Annotated in this window: 20 protein-coding genes and 1 tRNA gene; 7 read left to right on the top strand and 14 right to left on the bottom strand. The window is 61.4% G+C overall.

Annotated elements, in window-relative coordinates; genetic code table 11:
- The first annotated feature begins 33 nt into the window (after positions 1-33).
- Positions 34-1,038 (top strand): AraC family transcriptional regulator, encoded by a 1,005-nt coding sequence (locus tag K5K89_RS01850; protein ID WP_222540753.1) that lies wholly within the window; start codon positions 34-36, stop codon positions 1,036-1,038.
- Positions 1,039-1,165: 127 nt separating this feature from the next.
- On the opposite strand, the gene K5K89_RS01845 is transcribed toward K5K89_RS01850, so the two are convergent.
- Entirely contained in the window at positions 1,166-1,531 is a 366-nt protein-coding gene (locus K5K89_RS01845) for a response regulator (protein ID WP_071489770.1), read from the bottom strand.
- Positions 1,532-1,629: 98 nt separating this feature from the next.
- Here K5K89_RS01845 and K5K89_RS01840 point away from each other — a divergent pair, with 98 nt between their 5' ends.
- Positions 1,630-2,103 carry a GlcG/HbpS family heme-binding protein gene (locus K5K89_RS01840; protein ID WP_093121803.1) on the top strand — a complete coding sequence of 158 codons (474 nt, stop codon included), beginning with the start codon at positions 1,630-1,632 and terminating at the stop codon, positions 2,101-2,103.
- A gap of 10 nt (positions 2,104-2,113) precedes the next feature.
- Positions 2,114-2,524 (top strand): hydroxyisourate hydrolase, encoded by a 411-nt coding sequence (gene uraH / locus K5K89_RS01835; RefSeq protein ID WP_058424846.1) that lies wholly within the window; start codon positions 2,114-2,116, stop codon positions 2,522-2,524.
- On the opposite strand, the gene K5K89_RS01830 is transcribed toward uraH, so the two are convergent.
- Positions 2,521-3,210: a Crp/Fnr family transcriptional regulator gene (locus K5K89_RS01830; RefSeq protein WP_071489768.1), complete on the bottom strand. Its 690-nt coding sequence runs from the start codon at positions 3,208-3,210 to the stop codon at positions 2,521-2,523. The genes uraH and K5K89_RS01830 overlap by 4 nt on opposite strands.
- An 83-nt stretch (positions 3,211-3,293) precedes the next feature.
- On the opposite strand from K5K89_RS01830, the gene K5K89_RS01825 reads away from it, so the two are divergent.
- Positions 3,294-3,821 (top strand): DUF962 domain-containing protein, encoded by a 528-nt coding sequence (locus tag K5K89_RS01825; RefSeq protein ID WP_222540752.1) that lies wholly within the window; start codon positions 3,294-3,296, stop codon positions 3,819-3,821.
- 118 nt (positions 3,822-3,939) lie between these two features.
- Here K5K89_RS01825 and K5K89_RS01820 read toward each other — a convergent pair whose 3' ends face one another.
- The 6 genes from K5K89_RS01820 to dibA all read right to left on the bottom strand — a co-directional run bounded on the left by K5K89_RS01820 (position 3,940) and on the right by dibA (position 10,267).
- Complete coding sequence (locus K5K89_RS01820) at positions 3,940-4,920, bottom strand: sulfate/molybdate ABC transporter ATP-binding protein (protein ID WP_034101869.1); 981 nt, start codon at positions 4,918-4,920, stop codon at positions 3,940-3,942.
- Positions 4,921-4,923: 3 nt separating this feature from the next.
- Positions 4,924-5,796, bottom strand: coding sequence for a sulfate ABC transporter permease subunit CysW (gene cysW, locus K5K89_RS01815; protein ID WP_010214166.1), 873 nt, complete (start codon positions 5,794-5,796; stop codon positions 4,924-4,926).
- A 13-nt stretch (positions 5,797-5,809) separates the two neighbouring features.
- A complete protein-coding gene (gene cysT, locus K5K89_RS01810; protein WP_016975029.1) occupies positions 5,810-6,628 on the bottom strand; it encodes a sulfate ABC transporter permease subunit CysT in 819 nt (272 codons plus the stop codon).
- A 165-nt stretch (positions 6,629-6,793) separates the two neighbouring features.
- The gene (locus K5K89_RS01805) at positions 6,794-7,804 is read right to left on the bottom strand and encodes a sulfate ABC transporter substrate-binding protein (RefSeq protein WP_222540751.1); all 1,011 of its coding nucleotides are present in this window, start codon (positions 7,802-7,804) and stop codon (positions 6,794-6,796) included.
- 65 nt (positions 7,805-7,869) lie between these two features.
- Entirely contained in the window at positions 7,870-8,052 is a 183-nt protein-coding gene (gene oscA / locus K5K89_RS01800; protein WP_003170956.1) for a sulfur starvation response protein OscA, read from the bottom strand.
- Positions 8,053-8,353: 301 nt separating this feature from the next.
- Positions 8,354-10,267 carry a phosphodiesterase DibA gene (dibA, locus tag K5K89_RS01795; protein WP_222540750.1) on the bottom strand — a complete coding sequence of 638 codons (1,914 nt, stop codon included), beginning with the start codon at positions 10,265-10,267 and terminating at the stop codon, positions 8,354-8,356.
- A gap of 165 nt (positions 10,268-10,432) precedes the next feature.
- On the opposite strand from dibA, the gene desA reads away from it, so the two are divergent.
- Positions 10,433-11,617, top strand: a complete 1,185-nt coding sequence (desA, locus tag K5K89_RS01790; RefSeq protein ID WP_092248684.1) for a delta-9 fatty acid desaturase DesA — start codon at positions 10,433-10,435, stop codon at positions 11,615-11,617.
- A gap of 188 nt (positions 11,618-11,805) precedes the next feature.
- Positions 11,806-12,807, top strand: a complete 1,002-nt coding sequence (locus K5K89_RS01785; protein WP_222540749.1) for a sensor domain-containing diguanylate cyclase — start codon at positions 11,806-11,808, stop codon at positions 12,805-12,807.
- 107 nt (positions 12,808-12,914) lie between these two features.
- Here the strand turns inward: K5K89_RS01785 and K5K89_RS01780 are convergent, their stop codons facing one another.
- The 3 genes from K5K89_RS01780 to gabD all read right to left on the bottom strand — a co-directional run bounded on the left by K5K89_RS01780 (position 12,915) and on the right by gabD (position 17,165).
- Positions 12,915-14,123, bottom strand: coding sequence for an HDOD domain-containing protein (locus K5K89_RS01780; protein WP_071489762.1), 1,209 nt, complete (start codon positions 14,121-14,123; stop codon positions 12,915-12,917).
- Positions 14,124-14,263: 140 nt separating this feature from the next.
- Complete coding sequence (gabT, locus tag K5K89_RS01775; RefSeq protein WP_071489761.1) at positions 14,264-15,541, bottom strand: 4-aminobutyrate--2-oxoglutarate transaminase; 1,278 nt, start codon at positions 15,539-15,541, stop codon at positions 14,264-14,266.
- A 181-nt stretch (positions 15,542-15,722) separates the two neighbouring features.
- Complete coding sequence (gene gabD / locus K5K89_RS01770) at positions 15,723-17,165, bottom strand: NADP-dependent succinate-semialdehyde dehydrogenase (protein WP_025855477.1); 1,443 nt, start codon at positions 17,163-17,165, stop codon at positions 15,723-15,725.
- Positions 17,166-17,536: 371 nt separating this feature from the next.
- On the opposite strand from gabD, the gene K5K89_RS01765 reads away from it, so the two are divergent.
- A tRNA-Arg gene (locus K5K89_RS01765) sits at positions 17,537-17,613 on the top strand.
- 83 nt (positions 17,614-17,696) lie between these two features.
- Here the strand turns inward: K5K89_RS01765 and K5K89_RS01760 are convergent.
- The 3 genes from K5K89_RS01760 to K5K89_RS01750 all read right to left on the bottom strand — a co-directional run bounded on the left by K5K89_RS01760 (position 17,697) and on the right by K5K89_RS01750 (position 20,178).
- A complete protein-coding gene (locus K5K89_RS01760) occupies positions 17,697-18,761 on the bottom strand; it encodes a 2,3-butanediol dehydrogenase (RefSeq protein ID WP_261401107.1) in 1,065 nt (354 codons plus the stop codon).
- A gap of 254 nt (positions 18,762-19,015) precedes the next feature.
- Positions 19,016-19,609: a hypothetical protein gene (locus tag K5K89_RS01755; protein ID WP_222540747.1), complete on the bottom strand. Its 594-nt coding sequence runs from the start codon at positions 19,607-19,609 to the stop codon at positions 19,016-19,018.
- Positions 19,606-20,178, bottom strand: a complete 573-nt coding sequence (locus K5K89_RS01750) for an RNA polymerase sigma factor (RefSeq protein ID WP_071489758.1) — start codon at positions 20,176-20,178, stop codon at positions 19,606-19,608. The genes K5K89_RS01755 and K5K89_RS01750 overlap by 4 nt, the downstream gene beginning before the upstream one ends.
- Between the last annotated feature and the right edge of the window lie 20 nt (positions 20,179-20,198).

The raw sequence follows: 20,198 nt of genomic DNA, 5'->3' as shown, positions 1-20,198 counted from the left end.
ACGCCAACCTGTTGACCGCAAGCGCCAATCGCCATGACCGAACCCACCTCCCTCGCCAGCTGGACCCGCGCCCTGCGCAAGCAACTCGACGCCCTGGGCCTCGACAGCGCCGCGCTGTGCCTGGAAGCCGGGCTCGACCCGCAGCAGATGGACGATCCCAACGCGCGCTATCCGCTGTCAGCGACCACGCGTTTGTGGGCGCTGGCGGTGCAGGCCAGCGGCGACCCGGCGATTGGTCTGCGGGTGTCGCGGTTCGTCAGCCCCACCACGTTTCATGCGCTGGGCTATGCGCTGGTGGCCAGTGGCAGCTTGCGGGAAGTGTTCGAGCGCATCGTGCGCTATCACCAGGTGGTCAGCGATGCCTTGAGCCTGGAGCTGAGCGGCGACGGCGAACGCTATCGGTTCCGCTTGCTGCAACTACCGGGAAACCCAGCGCCAGCGTTCGAGGCCATCGATGCGTTTGCGGCGATCTATGTGCGTACCTGTCGCAATCGCCTGGGGCGCGAATACGCGCCGCTGGCGGTGTACCTGCGAAGGCCGGAACCGGCCGATCCCAAGCCATGGCACACAGTATTTCGCGCGCCGGTGTTTTTCGGCGCTGAGGAAGACCGCCTGGAGTTCGCCGCCCAGGATTTCGACAGCCACCTGGACGACGCCAACCCCGAGTTGGCCGAGCACAACGAAACTGTGCTCAAGCGCACCCTCGCTCAACTGCAACCGCTGACCTGGGAGCGCAAGGTTCGCCGGGTGATCGAAGCGCAGTTGCCGGACGGCGAACCCAGCGCCGAGCGGGTTGCGCAGGCGCTGCACCTGAGCCTGCGCAGCCTGCAACGCCATCTGGCGGATGAAGGCTGCCGGTTTGATGCGTTGCTCAATGAGTGCCGGGAGAATTTGGCGTTGCTGCATTTGCGGGATCCGCAATGCTCATTGGCGGAAATCAGTCATTTGCTGGGGTTTGCTGATACCAGCAGTTTCAACCGCGCGTTCAAGCGCTGGACGGGGATGACGCCGGGGCAGTTCAGGGATGGGTTGCGGTAGGTGGATTTGCGGTGTTCGTGATGGCCCCATCGCGGGCAAGCCCGGCTCCTACAGGGAATGCATTCCAAATGTGGGAGCTGGCTTGCCTGCGATGGCGGTGGTCCAGGTATTGAAGATGCCGGATCAATCAGCGCCCACGGTCACGCCGCAACAACTTCTTCACCCGCGCCACCAAGGCCTTGGCTTCAAACGGCTTGAGCAAGTAATCATCCTCATGCAGTTCCAACTCGCGCAGACGGTCCTCGATTCCTTCCGGGGTCGTCAAGAACAACACCGGCGTCTCGCCCTTCTTGCGAATCGACTGCTGCAACCTCCAGGCATTCAAACCCGGCAACATTACATCCAGGATCACCAAGTCATAGTCAGTGCTTTCCACAAACCGCTGAGCTGCCATGCCATTGGCTGCGACTTCTACTGCGAAGCCGGCCTCACTCAAGCCCTGGGCCATAAGTTGCGCCAATTTCGGCTGATCTTCCACTAACAACACCTGCATGCCTACCTCTTGGTTCATTACAAACCTGTAATCGAATTGTTCGGCTTTTGAGCGAGACCGCTGGCTAAGGTAACGGCCTGCTTTCTGGAGCCGTTCCCATGTACCGCAATACCTTGTTCTTGAGCTTCGCCATCAGCGCCAGCGTCCTGGCAGCACCACCGCTGCCGCGCCACGCCGACCTGGATTTGCACACCGCACGCCAACTGGCAGACGCCAGCCTGGCGCAGTGCACGGCGGCACTTACCGTACTCGACCGGGGCGGTAATCCATTGCTGAGCCTGCGGGCCGATGGCGTAGGTCCACACAACAGCATCGCCAGCCAACGCAAAGCGTACACGGCGTTGTCGACTAAAACCCCCACTCGGTTGTTTGCCGAGCGTGCGCGCAACAACCCAGAGGCCGCCAACCTTAACAGCTTGTCCGAATTGCTGTTGCTCGGGGGCGGCGTGCCGCTGTTCGCCGACACTGAACTGGTAGGCGCGCTTGGCATTGCCGGTGCCGGCGGTGCCGAGCAGGACGACGCGTGCGCGGTAAAGGCGGCCAATCAACTTGGCCTGACAATCACCCCTTGAGGAAACCTCAATGAAAACCCTGACTATGACCCTCGCCGCCCTCAGCCTGAGCGGCCTGAGCAGCCTGGCCCTGGCGGCCGGCAACCCGCTGAGCGTGCATGTGCTGAACCTGGAAAACGGTCTGCCGTCTGCCGGTGTCAACGTCACCCTGGAGCAACACGTAGGCGATCACTGGCAGTCGCTGTCCGAAGGTGTCACCAACCAGCAGGGGCGCATCGCCGAACTGTTCCCGGCCAACCAAGCCATGAAGCCGGGCGAGTATCGCGTGGTGTTCAAGACCGGTGACTACTACAAGAAAGCCAATCGCGAGACGTTTTTCCCGGAAGTCCCGGTAATATTCGAGGTCAAGCAGGCCGACCAGCACTACCACATCCCGCTGCTGCTGAGCCCTTACGGTTTTTCGACGTATCGCGGTTCCTAGCCAGCCCCCGCGGCCTGCCGCAAGCGCGGCAGGTCGAGCACTTCAATCGCGCCGTAACTCAGCTTGATGATCTCCTGCTGCTCTAACGCCTTGAGCAAACTGTTGGTGGTCTGGCGCGACAGGCTCAGCATCGCGGCCAGATCTTCCTGGGGCAGTTGCAGGACGCGACGGGAATGCTCTATCTCGCCGTACCCGCCGGCAATCATCAGCAGCCGGTGAGCGATACGTGTCGACGCCGGCATCAGGCTCATCTGTTCGATATTGATCAGCGACAGGCGCAACTTCTGGCTCATCAACAACGCCATGTCGCGCCAATACGCTGGGCTTTGGTCAAGAATCTCGAGCATCGCCGATTGCGGTACCTGCAACAGCGTGCACGGCCCAACCGACAAGGCGTCGTGGGTACGCGGCAAACCGTCGAACAGGCAGATCTCGCCGAACCAGTAAGGCGTTTCAACCAGGCTCAGAATAGCTTCCTTGCCCTGCGCATTGACCGCACTGACCCGCACCGCCCCCTCCAATACCGCATACACCCCACAGGGCGGATCACCGCGCCGGAACAGGTACTGCCCCGCCGTCAGCTGACGCAGCCGAGCCGCCGCCAGCAAACTATCCTGTAGCGGTACAGGCAGGTGGCTGAACCACTGGCCGGTCGCCAATCGGGCATGCCAGGTTGCCGCAATCATGAGAACTCCAGAGATTGTCGCCCAGTTGACAGTCAGTCGCTGGCTGACGGGAGATGATCAAACATCCTACAGGAGGAATAACAATGAAAAGCCTCATCGATCACCTGAGTCAATACGCTGCCTACCACCGCGATCCGCGCAATATCGCCAGCCACTTTGTCGGCATCCCGCTGATCGTGGTGGCGGTTGCGGTGTTGTTGTCACGCCCGGAATGGGCCGTCGCTGGCCTATGGATCTCACCCGCCGTGATTGTCGCGCTGTTGGCGGCGTGGTTTTACCTGCGCCTGGAATTGGCCCTGGGTCTGCTGATGACAGTGCTGATGGGCCTGTCGGTGTGGGCCGGCCACGTACTGGCGGCGCAGAGCACGCTGGTGTGGCTCAGCAGCGGCATCGGCCTGTTCGTGGTGGGTTGGGTGATTCAGTTTGTCGGGCATTACTACGAAGGCAAGAAGCCGGCGTTTGTGGATGACGTGTCGGGATTGATCGTGGGGCCATTGTTCGTGGTGGCCGAACTGGCATTCCTGTTGGGGTTGCGGCATGACCTCAAGCAGCAGATCGAGGAGCGTTCGGGGCCGGTGGTTCGACGCGATCTGAAGCCGAGAGAGGCCTAAATGTGGGAGGGGGCTTGCCCCCGATGGCGGTGTTTCAGTGACATGTTTATCAACTGACCCACTGCTATCGGGGGCAAGCCCCCTCCCACATTGGCACCGTTTTCACAGTGCGGGATTATCAGGCTTTCTGCCAGACCTTGGGTTTGAAGAACAGCGTCTCGCCGCGCGCCAGGCCGGTCAGGCTGTCGTGGTCTTTCACCACTTCAGCTTCGATCAGCTCGCTCTGGCCTTCCACTTTCAACGTCACACGGGTAGTCGCGCCGAGTGGGCGAATATCACGCACTTCCGCCGCGTGATGGTCTTCCAGCTCATGCCGCGACAGCGACACTTCGTGGGGACGGAACAGCACGTGTTTGTCTTCACCCAGGTGCAGGCGGTTCGAATCACCCAGGAAGTGATAAACGAAATCGCTCGCCGGGTTTTCGTAGACGTCACCCGGTGAGCCGATCTGCTCGATCACACCCTTGTTCATCACCACGATGCGGTCGGCGACTTCCATGGCCTCTTCCTGGTCGTGGGTCACGAACACCGACGTCAGGTTGATGTCTTCGTGCAGACGCGCCAGCCAGCGACGCAACTCTTTACGCACCTTGGCGTCGAGGGCGCCGAAGGGTTCATCCAGCAGCAACACTTTCGGCTCCACCGCCAGGGCGCGGGCCAGGGCGATACGTTGGCGCTGGCCACCGGAGAGCTGCTCCGGGTAGCGATCCGACAACCAATCCAGTTGCACCATGTTCAGCAATTCGTGGACCTTGACCGCGATCTGGCTTTCGCTCGGGCGCTGGTTCTTCGGCTTCATGCGCAGGCCGAACGCCACGTTGTCGAACACGGTCATGTGACGGAACAACGCATAGTGCTGGAACACGAAGCCGACGTTGCGATCGCGCACGTCGTGGCCGGACACGTCCTCACCGTGGAACACGATGCTGCCGTCATCCGGGGTTTCCAGGCCTGCAATGATGCGCAGCAAGGTGGTCTTGCCGCAGCCGGACGGGCCGAGCAAGGCCACCAGCTCGCCACTCTGGATGTCCAGGTTGATGCTGTTCAGGGCCTTGAAGGCATTGAAGTTCTTGCTGACATTACGGACTTCGATCGACATGACTTATTCCTCAGCCGCACCGGCGCGCAGGCGGTTAATACGGTTCTCGCTCCACTGCTTGAGCAGCAGGATGAAGAGCGCCAGGATCAGCAACAGACTCGCCACCGCAAACGCGGCAACGTGGTTGTATTCGTTGTAGAGAATCTCGACGTGCAGCGGCAGGGTGTTGGTCACGCCGCGAATGTGGCCGGACACCACCGACACCGCGCCGAACTCCCCCATGGCCCGTGCGGTACACAACACCACGCCGTAGATCAGGCCCCATTTGATATTCGGCACGGTCACATGCCAGAACATCTGCCAGCCATTGGCACCGAGCAGGCGCGCGGCCTCTTCTTCCTGGGTGCCCTGCTCCTGCATCAGCGGGATCAGTTCACGGGCCACGAAAGGCACGGTGACGAAGATGGTCGCCAGCACGATGCCGGGCAAGGCGAACACGATCTGGATGTCGTGGTCCTGCAACCACGGGCCAAAGAAGCCCTGGGCGCCGAACATCAACACATAGACCAGGCCGGCGATCACCGGCGATACCGAGAACGGCAGGTCGATCAGCGTCACCAGGATGCTCTTGCCACGGAACGAGTACTTGCTCACGCACCACGCGGCGCTGACGCCGAACACCAGGTTGAGCGGCACCGAGATCACCACGGCGATCACCGTGAGTTTCAACGCCGACAGCGCGTCCGGTTCGAGGATCGCGGTGAAGAATGCGCCGAGGCCGTTCTTCAGGCCCTGGGTCACCACGATAAACAGCGGCAACAACAGGAACAGGGCGAACACCAGCCAGCCAAGGCCGATCAGGATGCGTCGCGACGCGGCGCTGCCACGGCGGGCAGCGTTGGCCGAGGACGCGGCGGAAATAGACGATTGGGACATGTTCCGCGCCTCCTTATGGACGTTCGATGCGCCGCTGCAACAGGTTGATCAGCAGCAGCAGGACAAAGGAAACCACCAGCATCAATACGCCAATGGATGTGGCGCCGCGGTAGTCGTACTGGTCGAGCTTGACCATGATCAGCAACGGCAGGATCTCGGTTTTCATCGGCATGTTGCCGGCAATGAAAATCACCGAACCGTACTCACCGACACCACGGGCAAACGCCAACGCGAAACCGGTCAACCAGGCGGGCAGGAGCGCCGGCACCAGGATGTGACGGAACACCTGCAACGGCTTGGCGCCCAGGCAGGCGGCGGCTTCTTCGACTTCCCGGGGGATATCGGCCAACACCGGCTGCACCGTGCGCACCACGAACGGCAGGGTGACGAAGGTCAGCGCCAGGGTGATACCCAGCGGGGTGTAGGCGATCTTGAAGCCCAGGTCGGCGGCGAACTGGCCGACCAGGCCGTTAGGCGTGTACAGCGCGGTCAGTGCGATGCCGGCAACAGCGGTGGGCAAGGCGAACGGCAAGTCGATCATCGCATCGATGACCTTGCGGCCGGGGAAGGTGTAGCGCACCAGCACCCAGGCCAGCAGCGTGCCGATCACGCCATTGATCAACGCTGCGTACAGCGCGGTGCTGAAGCTCAGTTGCAACGCCGCCAGCACACGCGGTGCGGAGATGATGTTCCAGAACTGATCCCAGGTGAGTTGAGCGGCGTGTACAAACATCGCCGCCAGGGGGATGAGTACGATCAGGCTGAGGTACACCACGGTGTAGCCCAGCGTCAGCCCGAAGCCGGGTATGACGGGGGAGATACGACGCGACATAAGAGTCCTTGGTCAAAGGGTAGAAACCACTGTAGGAGCGCGCTTTTCTGTGGGAGCCGGGCTTGCCCGCGATGCAGGCACCACGGTGTATCAGTCACACCGCAGTGATGCTATCGCAGGCAAGCCAGCTCCCACAGAAAAGCGAGCCCCTACAGGTATTTTGGCTTACTGCGCCGTGTAGATCTGGTCGAACACGCCACCGTCGTTGAAGAATTTCGGCTGGGCAGTTTTCCAGCCGCCGAAGTCTTTGTCGATAGTCACCAGGTCCAGTTTCGGGAACTGCTGGGCGTATTTGGCGGCCACTTTTGCATCGCGTGGGCGGTAAAAGTTCTTCGCCGCAATCTCCTGGCCGGCCGGGCTGTACAGGTGTTTCAGGTATTCAGTGGCGATTTCGGTGTTGCCCTTTTTCTCGGCGTTCTTGTCGACCACGGCAACCGGTGGTTCGGCGAGGATGGACAGGGACGGCACGACGATGTCGAACTTGTCGGCGCCACCGTCTTCCTTCAGTGCCAGGAACGCCTCGTTTTCCCAGGCCAGCAACACGTCACCCTGACCGTTGTTGACGAAGGTGATGGTTGAGCCGCGAGCACCGGTGTCCAGCACCGGCACGTGCTTGAACAGCTCCTTCACGTATTCCTGGGCCTTGGCTTCGCTGCCGCCGGCCTTGAGGCCATAGGCCCAGGCGGCGAGGAAGTTCCAGCGGGCGCCGCCGGAGGTTTTCGGGTTCGGGGTGATCACGGACACGTCTTTCTTGATCAGGTCGCCCCAATCCTTGATGCCTTTTGGGTTGCCCTTGCGCACCAGGAACACGATGGTCGAGGTGTACGGGGTGCTGGCGTCCGGCAGGCGGGTCTGCCAGTTTTCCGGGAGGGTCTTGCCCAGCTTGGCGATTTCGTCGATATCACCGGCCAGGGCCAGGGTGACCACGTCGGCGCGCAAGCCATCGATCACGGCACGGCCCTGCTTGCCCGAACCACCGTGGGATTGCTGGATCTTGACGTTGTCACCCGGGTGGGCCTGTTTCCAGTGGTTGGTGAACTCAGCGTTGTAGTCCTGGTACAGCTCACGGGTAGGGTCGTACGAGACGTTGAGCAACTCGTAGTCCTTGGCAACCGCGGAACCTGCAAACACGGCGCTGGCCAGGGCGGCCAGGGCGTAACGGCGAATCGACGACATAGAAGCTCCTGAAATTCTTTGGGTGTTGGCTTTTTTTATAGTTGCGGGTCTATCGCCGTTCTTGCTCAGCTCGGTTTGTTACCCGGGTTCTGCAGGCGGAATTTTTCCTTGCGTTCAATCTGTACCACTTGGGCGTTGTGCACGGTGATTTCCACCGCGCCAAACCGCAGATCGCGCAAGGCGCTCTGGATCTCACGCAAAATGGCTGCTTCGTCCTGGCCGTCGACGCTACGTAGAGATGCGCTCATGGTCTCGCTCCTGAAATGAATAGTGCCTGGCAGTGGCGGCACTGCTTGCGGCGTGAGGGCGATAGTAGATAAGCGCGGATATTCTTAAAAATACTATTTAAGAATGTTTATATAACCAGAAAGAATTTTCTGGTGGGACGTGGGGTTGCGTGCGGGTTTGGTGCCCAAGTACGTAAATAAAGCCTAGAGAAGATCCAAATGTGGGAGCGGGCTTGCCCGCGAAAGCGGTGTGTCAGCTAAAAATGTGTTAACTGATGCACCGCATTCGCGGGCAAGCCCGCTCCCACCTTTTGACTGCATTTCAGGTCTGGATTGGGGGGGCTCGGTGCCAATCAATTTCGTGGGCCGGCACCGGTCGGCCAAACCAATACCCCTGCCCCATATCGCACTGCTGATCCAGCAGAAACCGCGCCTGTTCAACCTGCTCGATTCCCTCTGCATGCACCTGCATGCCCATGCTTTTCGCCAGGGCGATTACCACGCGAACGATCGCTGCATCGTCCTCGTCCCATGGCAAACCGGCAACGAAGCCCTGATCGATCTTGAGCTTCTGCACCGGCAGGCGCTTGAGGCGCAACAGCGAGGAATAACCGGTCCCAAAATCGTCGATTGCCAGGCGCAAACCCAGCTCGCGCAGGCGATGCAGTTGTTCCAGGGCCATTTCAGGGTCATCCATCACCGCGCTTTCGGTGACTTCCAGTTCCAGGCAGGCAGGATCCAGACCCGTGTCGTGCAGCACCTGTGCGACCTGCTCGTACAACTCGCGCCGGGCAAACAGGCGGCTGGAGACGTTGATGGCGATAAAACTCAGCGGCACCTCATCGGCCAGCCATTGGCACATCTGCCGACAGGCCTTGTCCATCACCCAGGCGTCGATATCGGCAATCAACCCGGTGCGCTCGGCAATCGGGATGAACTCGCCCGGCGGCACCAGACCGCGCTCCGGGTGCTGCCAGCGCACCAGCGCTTCGACGCCGATCAGGCGGCTGCCCTGCAGGTCGTGCACCGGCTGGTAGTAGACGCACAGCTCCTGCTGTTCAAGGGCACGGCGCAGCTCACTGGCGATCTCCACCCGGTTCTGCGCATGGGCGGTCAGTTCTTCGGTGTACAAGGCATAGCTTTCGCGGCCGGCACTCTTGGCCTTGAACAGCGCGGAATCGGCGTTGCGCAACAGCTGTTCGGCGCTCAGGGCGTCGTTGGGGAACAGGCTGATGCCAATGCTGGCGCTGATAAACAGCTGATGGCCGTCGAAGATGAACGGTTGCTTCATCGCATCCAGCATGCGTTGCGCCAAACTGGCCGCTTGCGCCACCTGTGGACAACTTTCCACCAGCACGGCGAACTCATCCCCACCCAGCCGCGCCAGGGTCACGCCTGGGCCGAACAGCGCCTTGAGCCGTTCGCCGACCAGCTTGAGCAACTGGTCGCCAATGTTATGGCCCAGGCTGTCATTGATGATCTTGAAGTGGTCCAGGTCCAGCAACAGCAAGGCGCAACCACGCTTGTGGATTTGTGCCGAAGCCAGCGCCTGTTCGGCACGGTCGGTGAACAGCAGGCGGTTGGGCAGGTCGGTCAGCGGGTCGTGATGGGCGAGGTGAGCCAACTCGTGCTCGGAGTCCTTGATGGCGCTGATATCGGAAAATACCGCGACGTAATGGCTGACGTGGCCCTGGTCATCGTGGATCACACGAATGGTTTGCCACTGGGGGTAAATTTCGCCGCTTTTGCGCCGGTTCCAGATTTCACCGCTCCATTCGCCGGTGCGCTCCAGGCTCTGGAACATCTGCTGGTAGAAATGCGACGAATGGCGCCCGGACTTGAACAGACTGGGCTGCTGGCCCATGACGTCTTCGCGGCTGTAGCCGGTGATCGCCATGAAGGCCCGGTTCACATGCACGATCAGCCCCTGCGCGTCGGTGACCAGCACGCCTTCGCGGGTGCAGTCGAACACGGCGGCGGCCTGGCGCAGGCGTTCGCGGTTTTCCTTCAACGGTTGCTGAAGCTGGCTGGCACGCGCAAATCGGGCGCACATCAGGTAAATCGCCAAGGCGCTGAAGGCCACCCACACATAGTCACGCACTTGCAGCCAGCGTCCCAACTCCCACGGTTCATCGAGAAAGCTGATCAATAAGTGGTTGCTGAGCTGGAGCCACGCAATGGAAACCAGCAGGTATACCAGCCCCACACGCAGGGCACCTCGGTATGAAAACGGCATATGTTCAGTAATCCTTACCAAAAAACAGAATCGCCCTACAAAGGCTGCGGATTATAGAATAAGAAACATCCAGTCACTCCTATCTGAAAGGGCGGCTGGTTTTCTCTGTAGGCTTAGTGATAATGCGTGAGCTGTTCTTTTCTTTATCTGAGGGCCATACAGCCTATGTGGTACAACGGTTTTCTTGACCTGTCAGCCTGGCAACTGGTGGCAGTCACGCTGTTGATGACCCACGTGACCATTGTTGGGGTCACGGTCTATCTGCACCGTTATTCAGCCCATCGCTCCCTGGAGCTCAATGCCGGCCTGAAACATTTCTTCCGCTTCTGGCTGTGGCTGACCACGGCGCAGAACACCCGCGAGTGGACTGCCATCCACCGCAAGCACCACGCCAAATGCGAAACCGTCGACGACCCGCACAGCCCGGTCATCAAGGGCCTGTCCACCGTGTTGCGCAAAGGCGCCGAGCTGTACCGCGCCGAGGCCGAAAACCCAGAGACCCTGCGTATCTACGGCAAGAACTGCCCGGACGACTGGATCGAACGCAAGCTCTACACCCCCTACCCGCTGCTGGGCGTGGCGATCATGGGGGTGATCGACCTGCTGCTGTTCGGCACCATCGGCATCACCATCTGGGCGATCCAGATGATGTGGATTCCCTTCTGGGCCGCCGGCGTGATCAACGGCCTGGGGCATGCCGTGGGCTATCGCAACTTCGAATGCCGTGACGCGGCCACCAACCTGGTGCCGTGGGGCATCATCGTCGGCGGCGAGGAGCTGCATAACAATCACCATACCTACCCCAACTCCGCCAAACTGTCGGTGAAGAAGTGGGAGTTCGACCTGGGCTGGGCATGGATCAAGGTGTTCAGCTTCCTGCGCCTGGCCAAGGTGCAGCGTGTCGCCCCCATCGCCCACCGCGTGGAAGGCAAGGGCCACCTGGACATGGATACCGCCATGGCGATCCTCAACAATCGTTTCCAGATCATGGCCCAGTACCGCAAGTTGGTGATCGGCCCGCTGGTCAAGCAGGAGCTGGAAAAGGTCGATCACTCGGTGCGCCATCAATTCCACCGCGCCAAGCGCCTGCTGTCGCGGGAAACCAGCTTGCTGGATGACCGCCATCACGTGCGCATCCAGAGCATGCTTGAACACAGCCATGCACTGAAAGTGATCTACGAAAAGCGCCTGGCGCTGCAGCAGATCTGGCTCAAGACCAGCTCCAATGGCCACGATATGCTGGCGGCCATCAAGGAATGGGTGCATGAAGCCGAGGCCAGCGGCATCCAGTCCCTGCGGGATTTTGCGCACCAATTGAAGACTTATTCGCTGCGTCCTGCGGCAGTCTGATGCTGCGGTGGGAGGGCTTGCCCTCCCACCTATCGGCTTTTTGGCGTCATTTACCGGGCACCGGCAATCGGTCCTGTTGACGGAACTTCACTGCAATTCGCCTCTCTCAATGAACACTTCGCCATCATGGTGGCCCCTTGTAGTGACCGCTGCTCCTGTTTGCGGCGCGCCCAGAGAGAGTTGTGCCGATGGTTCACGAAAAGTCCTCCTTAATCGACGCGCCTGCAGCTGAGCATCCCCGCCCAGCGGCGGCGGCGACCCTGCTGGCGCTGATGCATGCCCAGGGCGAAGTCGAGCGACTGAGCGAACGTGAGCAATTGCTGAGCTCAATGCTGGTCAGCGTGAATGCTGTGCTGTGGGCCATCGATTGGGAAACCCGCCGCGTGCTGTATGTGAGCCCCGCCTACGAACGCGTCTTCGGGCGCTCTGCCGGCCTGCTGCTGGCCGACCACCGGGAGTGGCGCAACAGTATCCACCCCGAAGACCTCGACTACGCCGAACACAGCCTGGCCCGCGTGCTGGAACAGGGCGCCGTGGAAGACCGCGAGTACCGCATCATCACCGCCGACGGGCAGATTCGCTGGTTGAGCGACAAGTGCTACATCAACCAGCAGGTCGAGCCCGGCGAGCCACTGATCGTGGTGGGCATGGCCGAAGACATCACCGAAAAGAAACAGATGGAGCTGGAGCTGCACCGCCTCGCCACCACCGACGTGCTGACCCAAAGCAGCAACCGCCGGCACTTCTTCGAATGCGCCAACCAGGCCTTCGACAGTGCCTGCGCACAAGGTGCCCCGCTGGCCTTTTTGCTGCTGGATATCGATGACTTCAAGGACATCAACGACAGCTACGGCCACCTGGAGGGCGACCAGGTACTGCGGCGTATCGCCGAGAGCGGTCGAGGGGTGCTGCGCCGTGGCGACCTGTTCGGACGCATCGGTGGCGAAGAGTTCGCCGCCGTACTGCCTGGCTGTGCGCCGGAGATGGCGTTGCAGGTGGCCGAGCGCCTGGGCCGGGAGATCCAGGAGCTGAGCTTCAGCTACGAAGGCCAGGCTTTCAGCGTGACCATCAGCCAGGGCCTTGCCAGCCTCACCGAGCGCGACTCGACCCTGGACAGTCTGTTCGCCCGTGCCGATGCGGCCATGTACGAGGCCAAGCGCCTGGGCAAGAACCGTGTGATCGCGGGCTAGGAGTCGACACTGCTCAAATGTGGGAGGGGGCTTGCCCCCGATAGCAGGGGGTCAGCCAGCACATGGGTGACTGATACACTGCCATCGGAGGCGAGCCTCCTCCCACATTAGGATTTGCGTACTCGAGTCAGCTCCGAAAAGCCCAGCTTGAGCAATCGCGCCGTCTTGCCCGCCGCCAGCTCTTCCAAACCTTCATGTTCAGTCAAACGCGCCATCTGCGCCGCCAGGTTCACCACCAGCGCATCCCGCGCATACACACCGCCCTCCAGCGAGTAGATCGCCGCAATCAACTGGCGCAGCTCCAGCGGCAAACGCCAACGCGCGCGCAGTGCCGAGCCGTAGGCGGCGCCAAAGGTGTAGAGGGATTCGCCAATCGCTTCGTCATCCAGCTCGCCGCCACCCTGGCGCCAGTCCTCCAGGCAGCGTAACAGCGCCAGGTCGCCCAGCCGATGGAGGATACCCGCGCTGTAGCAGCGCTCGTGATCCAGCTCCAGCATGCGGGCCAGGCGCAGGGCGTAGTCAGCGGTGTCCTGGGATAATTGCCAGTGCCGCTCGGCGTAGGCGACCAGCGCCGGGTCGCTCAGTACCACGTTGTGCTTGAGCGCCAGCCCGAGGATCAGGTTCATGCTTTGCCCCGGCACCAGCTTGTGCAGGGCGCCGGGCAGGGTCTGCACCGGTGCGCCGTGATGGCCTGCACTGTTGGCAGCGGCGATGAGCACGGCGGTGATTTGCGGGTCCATGCGCACCTGGTCTTCCAGATGCTTGAGGTCAAGGCTTTCCGGCCCGAGGCTGTGTTGCACGGCGGCTTTCACATCGACCCGCAAGGGCGCGCCATCGCACACTTCGCGGCGCCGCTCGAGGAACACTGGCAAGGTCATGCCGGGCGCCAGCGGTGGGATCTCGCAGTACACCGTTTCGCCTTCGTTGAGCAGCAGGTCCTGCAGGCGCTGGGTCAGGCCTTCCATGTTCAAGGGTTTGGTCAGGTACGCCGTGGGCGCCAGGGGCAAGGCTTCGCGCACGCTGGCGCTGTCATTGCGACTGCTCAGCAGAATGAACGGCAGAAGCGGCGAGCGGCGCTTATGGCGCACACTGCGCAGCAGGCTCAGGCCATCGATACCGGGCAACTCCCAATCGGCCAGGATCAGGTCATAGGCCTTATCTCGCAGCAGGGTCGCCGCTTGCTGCCCGTCCGCACACACATCCAGCCGCGCATCGCAGCGCACATTCAACAGCACTTGCTTGAGCAGGTCCCGCGACCAAGGGTCCGCCTCGGCAATCAACACGCGGGGTACAGCGGGTAAATCAACAGCAGTCATCCAGCACGCTCCATCGGCAATGCTTGCAACCTTAGTCAATGGAGCCGCCTACGTACAATGAACACGACCTGAATGTGCGGCAATGGGCGTAAAAAAACCCGCCGAAGCGGGTTTTTTCTGTCGAACAGGTCAACTTTCTCTTACAGCTCGGAGAAGCACTCTTCGATGATCGCCAGGCCTTTGTCCAACTGTTCGTCCGGCGAAGTCAGCGGGACCAGTACGCGCAACACGTTGCCGTAGGTGCCGCAGCTCAGCAGGATCAGACCCTTGTCACGCGCCTTGGCCACCACGGAAGCAACAGCCGCCGCATTTGGCTTGTGGGTGTCGCCGTCATCGAACAGCTCGACCGCGATCATCGCGCCCAGGGCACGTACTTCGCCGATCACCGGGTACTTGGCCTGGATGGCTTTGAGACCGGTCACCAGACGCTCGCCAACTGCCTTGCAGCGGTCCAGCAGGTGCTCTTCTTCGAACACTTCCATCACCGCCAGCGCAGCTGCGCAAGCGATCGGGCTACCGGCGTAGGTGCCGCCCAGGCCGCCTGGCGCGATGGCGTCCATGTATTCGGCCTTGCCGCACACACCGGCCAGCGGGAAGCCGCCGGCGATGGATTTGGCAAAGGTGGTCAGGTCGGCGGCAACGCCCATCTGTTCCATGGCGAAGAAAGTACCGGTACGGCCGGCGCCGGTTTGCACTTCGTCGGCGATCAGCAGGATGCCGTGCTTGTCGCACAGTTCGCGCAGGCGCTTCATGAAGGATTTCGGCGCGACGTAGAAACCGCCTTCGCCCTGCACCGGCTCGATGATGATGGCAGCGATATCACGCGGCTCGGCATCGTTCTTGAAGATGCGTTCGATGCTGGCGATGGCGTCGTCGTCGCTCACACCATGCAATTCGTTCGGGAACAGAGCGCGGAACACGCCGCCTGGCATCAGGCCCATGCCGGCCGAGTAAGGCACGACTTTACCGGTGAGCCCCAGGGTCATCATGGTGCGGCCGTGGTAGGCGCCGGTGAAGGCGATCACGCCGGCACGGCCCGTGGCGGCGCGGGCGATTTTCACGGCGTTTTCCACAGCTTCGGAACCGGTGGTGACCAGCAGGGTTTTCTTGGCGAAATCGCCTGGGACCCTGGCGTTCACTTTCTCGCACAGTTCCACGTAAGGCTCATAGGCCAATACCTGGAAGCAGGTGTGAGTCAGCTTGTTCAGTTGCTCGGTCACAGCGGCGATGATCTTCGGGTGCACGTGGCCGGTGTTCAGCACGGCGATACCGCCGGCGAAATCGATGAACTCGCGACCTTCAACGTCGGTCACGGTGGCGTTCTTCGCGGATTCGGCGAAGATCGGGTGAATCTGGCCAACACCGCGCGGTACAGCGGCTTCGCGGCGTTTCATCAGGGATGCGTTGGTCTTGCTCATAAAGTCCTCATTCGCCACTCATCGGGTGGCGTGGTCCAAGGAATACGTGGCGGGGAGGCAACTACGGCAGCATGCGATGATCGACTGCCACAGCTTTCCCGGCCACTACGAATTACGCGATGGAACACGCAAAGGGTCAGCGCTCTCGTGCCCTTTGCGTTTGCTGCAATCTCTTGCCGGGTCAGATGCCCAGGCAGAGGTATTTGATTTCCAGGTAATCCTCGATCCCGTACTTGGAGCCTTCACGGCCCAGGCCCGAGGCCTTGATGCCGCCGAACGGCGCCACTTCGTTGGAGATCAACCCGGTGTTGACGCCAACCATGCCGTATTCCAGGGCTTCAGCCACACGGAACACACGGCCCAGGTCGCGGGCATAGAAGTAGGACGCCAGGCCGAACTCGGTGTCGTTGGACATCGCGATCACTTCGGCTTCGTCTTTGAAGCGGAACAACGGCGCCAGTGGGCCGAAGGTTTCTTCCTTCGCCACGGCAGCGTCTTTCGGCACGTCGACCAGGATGGTCGGCTCGAAGAAGTTACCTTCCATCACTTTGCCACCGGCCAGCAGCTTGGCGCCTTTGCTCAGGGCGTCAGCGATGTGTTCCTGCACCTTGGCCACGGCTTTCTCGTCGATCAGCGGGCCAGTGGTGGTGCCTTCTTCCAGACCGTTGCCGATCTTCAATTTGGCCACCGCCACTTTCAGCTTCTCGGCGAACGCGTCGTACACCGAGTCCTGGATGTACAGGCGGTTGGCGCAGACGCAGGTCTGGCCGTTGTTGCGGTACTTGGAGATGATCGCGCCTTCGACGGCCTTATCCAGATCGGCGTCGTCGAACACGATGAACGGGGCGTTACCGCCCAATTCCAGGGAGACTTTCTTGATGTCCTTGGCGCATTCGGCCATCAACTGGCGACCGATTTCGGTCGAGCCGGTGAAGGACAATTTACGCACGATCGGGTTGCTGGTCAGCTCACCGCCGATGTCGCCGGCACTGCCGGTGACCACGCTCAACACGCCTTTCGGGATACCGGCACGGTGCGCCAGTTCAACCAGGGCCAGGGCCGAGAACGGGGTTTGCGAAGCAGGCTTGATCACCATGGTGCAACCGGCGGCCAGGGCCGGGCCGGCTTTACGGGTGATCATCGCGGCCGGGAAGTTCCACGGGGTGATCGCGGCGGTCACGCCGATCGGCTGCTTGATCACGATCAGGCGCTTGTCCGGCTGGTGGCCCGGGATCACATCGCCGTAGATGCGCTTGGCTTCTTCGGCGAACCACTCGATAAAGGAGGCGGCGTAGACGATTTCACCCTTGGCTTCGGCCAGTGGCTTGCCTTGCTCGAGGGTCATCAGGCGACCGAGGTCTTCCTGGTTTTCGATCAGCAGTTCGAACCAACGGCGCAGCTTATTCGCGCGCTCCTTGGCGGTCAGTGCACGCCAGGCCGGCAGCGCCTTGTCGGCGGCTTCGATGGCGCGGCGGGTTTCAGCGGCGCCCATCTTCGGCACGGTGCCAAGAATCTCGCCCGTGGCCGGGTTGTTGACCTTGATGGTCTGACCGTTGTCCGCATCGACCCAAGCGCCATCGATAAAGGCTTGCTGGCGGAACAACTGGGTATCTTTGAGCTGCATGTCGGGTTTCCTTAACAGCACCGCGCGCACGCGGAGCGAATTAGAGTTGTTGAAAGGCGCCTTGTGGGCTGCCGTCAGGGAAATCAGCCCCAGCACGCGGGATAGCGTGAATAGCGCGCGGGAGACAGAGCGTTTGAAATCTCAAACGAATCCTAGGATCAATGGGGGTACAGGGCAATAGTCTGTTCGAAAAAAAGAACGAAAACGGCGCTTTTAGTCGATCTTTCTGATCAGCGTCGTTGGCCCGGATTCTGCCCTTCCGATGGGTGGCGCCCGGCCTAGGGCCTTTATGCAGCGAATTCCTACGCTTGAACGCCCAAAGACCAGCATGGACGCCCAAGGTCGACATGGGTATGATGTCGCCCGCACAAGCATCCGTAGCTCAGCTGGATAGAGTACTGCCCTCCGAAGGCAGGGGTCGTGGGTTCGAATCCCGCCGGGTGCACCAGATACAATGAGAAAGCCCCAGGTCGAAAGGCCTGGGGCTTTTTTGTGGGCGTGGGGCAAAGACCGCATCGCCCGCCCTTCGCTTCAAACCCGGGCAGGCGACACAATGATTTTCACATTATGTTCTTTGTTTTTGACCAGTTCCTCGAAGCCCTGCCCCACGATCTGCTCCAACTGAATACGCCCTGTCACCAGTGGCGTGATGTCCAGCCGCCCGTCCGCGATAAATGCGATCACGTCAGCGAACTCTCCGTTGTAGGCCAGCGCGCCCATTACCTGTTTTTCCGTGGCCACCAACTCGAAGAAGTTGAATTCGCTGGGCTCCTCGAAGATGCCCACCAGTACGCACTTGCCGGCCTTGCGGATCAGGTCGATGGCCAGTTTGGCGGTGTGTTTGTTACCGATGCATTCGAAACTGACATCCGCCCCGAGCCCGCCGGTCAGGCGGCGTACTTCGGCCAGGGCATCGCATTGACTGGGATCGAGCACGTGGGTCGCTCCAACTTCCAGCGCCTTGGCCTTGCGTGCTCCGGACATCTCCAGCGCGATCACCTGAGCAGCACCGGCGGCCTTGGCGCACATGATGGTGCACAGGCCAATGGTGCCCGCGCCGACCACCACCACGTTTTGCCCCAGCAGGCTTCCGGCTTTTTTCACCGCGTGCATGCCTACTGCCAGAGGTTCGATCAGTGCCCCGGCTTCTGCCGGAAAGTTCGCCGGCAACTTGTACAACAGGTTGGCGGGCACGTTGACCCATTCGGCAAAGGCACCGTTGTTCATCAGCCCGGTGAAGGCCAGGTTTTCGCAAATGTTGTACAGCCCGTGGGTGCAGTAGTAGCACGTGCCGCAATGCTGGCAGGCATCGGCTGCCACCGACTCGCCCACGCTGAAGCCCTGCACCCCGTCACCGAGCTCGACGATTTCGCCACAAAACTCATGACCCAGAATGCACTGGCCCTTAATCCCGGTCAGCGGGTGCGGCGCATCAACCGGTATGAACACCGGACCGGCCACGTACTCGTGCAGATCGGACCCGCAAATGCCGCACCATTGCACTCGGATCTGCACCCAACCCGCAGGGGGCGAAACGGGCAGCGGCACATCTTCGACGCGGATATCGTTACGGCCGTGCCATACAGCGGCACGCATGCTGCGTTGCGAATTGCTCGAGAGGCTCATGGCGTTTTTCTCCTTGAAGCGGATGGCACTGGCGTGCCGGGCGGTTTACCAGTGCCAGAGCAAGGCCAGTGCCAGCTGCGCGAAAACGCCTGGACACGCCTTTCATAGAGCGGCCGAAGAAAACCCGAGGGTAGCCGGCATTGAGCTCAAATGAGATCCGTGATGCCAGATCGCAGGCGGCGGCCATGAGACCGTGAGACATCGCGTCTCACGGCCTTTGTGGATCAACGCTTTTGCAACGCCTCCAAACGCGCCGGCAGGTCTTCGTCAGGGAAACGCGCATGCAATGCCAGCAGTTCTTCATCCGCGGCTTTGCTTTCACCGGCTTCACGCAAGCGCACAATCTTCTGCAACCCCTCCTCTAACGAAGGCAACACCACCGGCGCACGCTTGCTGAGTTTGGCGCCGGACTCCTCCGCCATCGAGCCCATGACCTGCGCACTCTCTGTCTGGGGCGCGGCGGCCATTCGGGCGACGGGGGCAGGCGCGGACATCGCGGGTGCAGCGGGACGCGGTGCTTCGTCGCGAAGCGCGGAGAAGGTCGCGGTGGAAACGTCGGGTTGCGGCACGGGCGAGCGCATCACCACGCCGATCATCAGGGCCAACCCTGCAACGGTGGCGAATGCCATCTGCCAGCGCGGCCGTTGGCAGGCTTGCAGCCAGCGTTGCCACAGGTTCGGCTGCCGCGCCGGGGCTTCACGGCGGGCGGCGTTGAGGATGAAGGCGTCGAGGGACGCCGGCGGCTCGACGGGGCTGTGTTGACGATAGTGCTGGAGCAATTCGTCGTCGGAATCGGGAGTGTTTCGGGAGTCGATCATGCGGGTATCTCCTCGGCCAGCAGGCGGCGCAGTTTCTGCTGGGCGTAACGCAGGCGGCTTTTCACGGTTTCCAGCGGGGCGTTGGTGAGGGCGGCGATTTGCGGCACTTCAAGGTCGCCGTGCAGGCGCAGCAGGAAGACTTCGCGCTGGTCTTCGGGCAGGTCTTGCAGCGCGGCATCGAGGCGCGCCTGGTCGCGGCTCAGGCTCAGTTGCTGCTCGGGGCCGGCGCTGTCGTCGGCCTGGGCATGCAGTTGTTCGTCGTAGCTGTCGTGCAAGGGGTTGTGGACGCCGTGCTTGCGCCAGTGGTCGATCAGGCGGTTGCGGGCGATCTGGAACAGCCAGGTGCGAAAACTCGCCCGGCCTTGTGGCTGGGTGGCGCTGCGGATCAGGCTGAGCCAGGTCTCCTGGTAGATTTCCTCGGCCAGTTCGGTCTTGTTGCTCAAGGACACAAGGAACCGGTACAGGCCCTGGCGGTGCCGCGCGTACAAGGCTTCGAACGCGGCGCTGTCACCGGTGCGGTAGCGGGCCAGCAGCGATTCGTCGCTGGGTAGATCATCTGGAACAGCCATGTAGGGGCGAACTCCTTTTT

Source organism: Pseudomonas sp. DR208 (assembly GCF_019823005.1).
Classification (GTDB): Bacteria; Pseudomonadota; Gammaproteobacteria; order Pseudomonadales; family Pseudomonadaceae; genus Aquipseudomonas; species Aquipseudomonas extremorientalis.
Note: the sequence above shows the minus strand (reverse complement) of the source record. Positions and strands in the feature narration are given on the sequence as shown.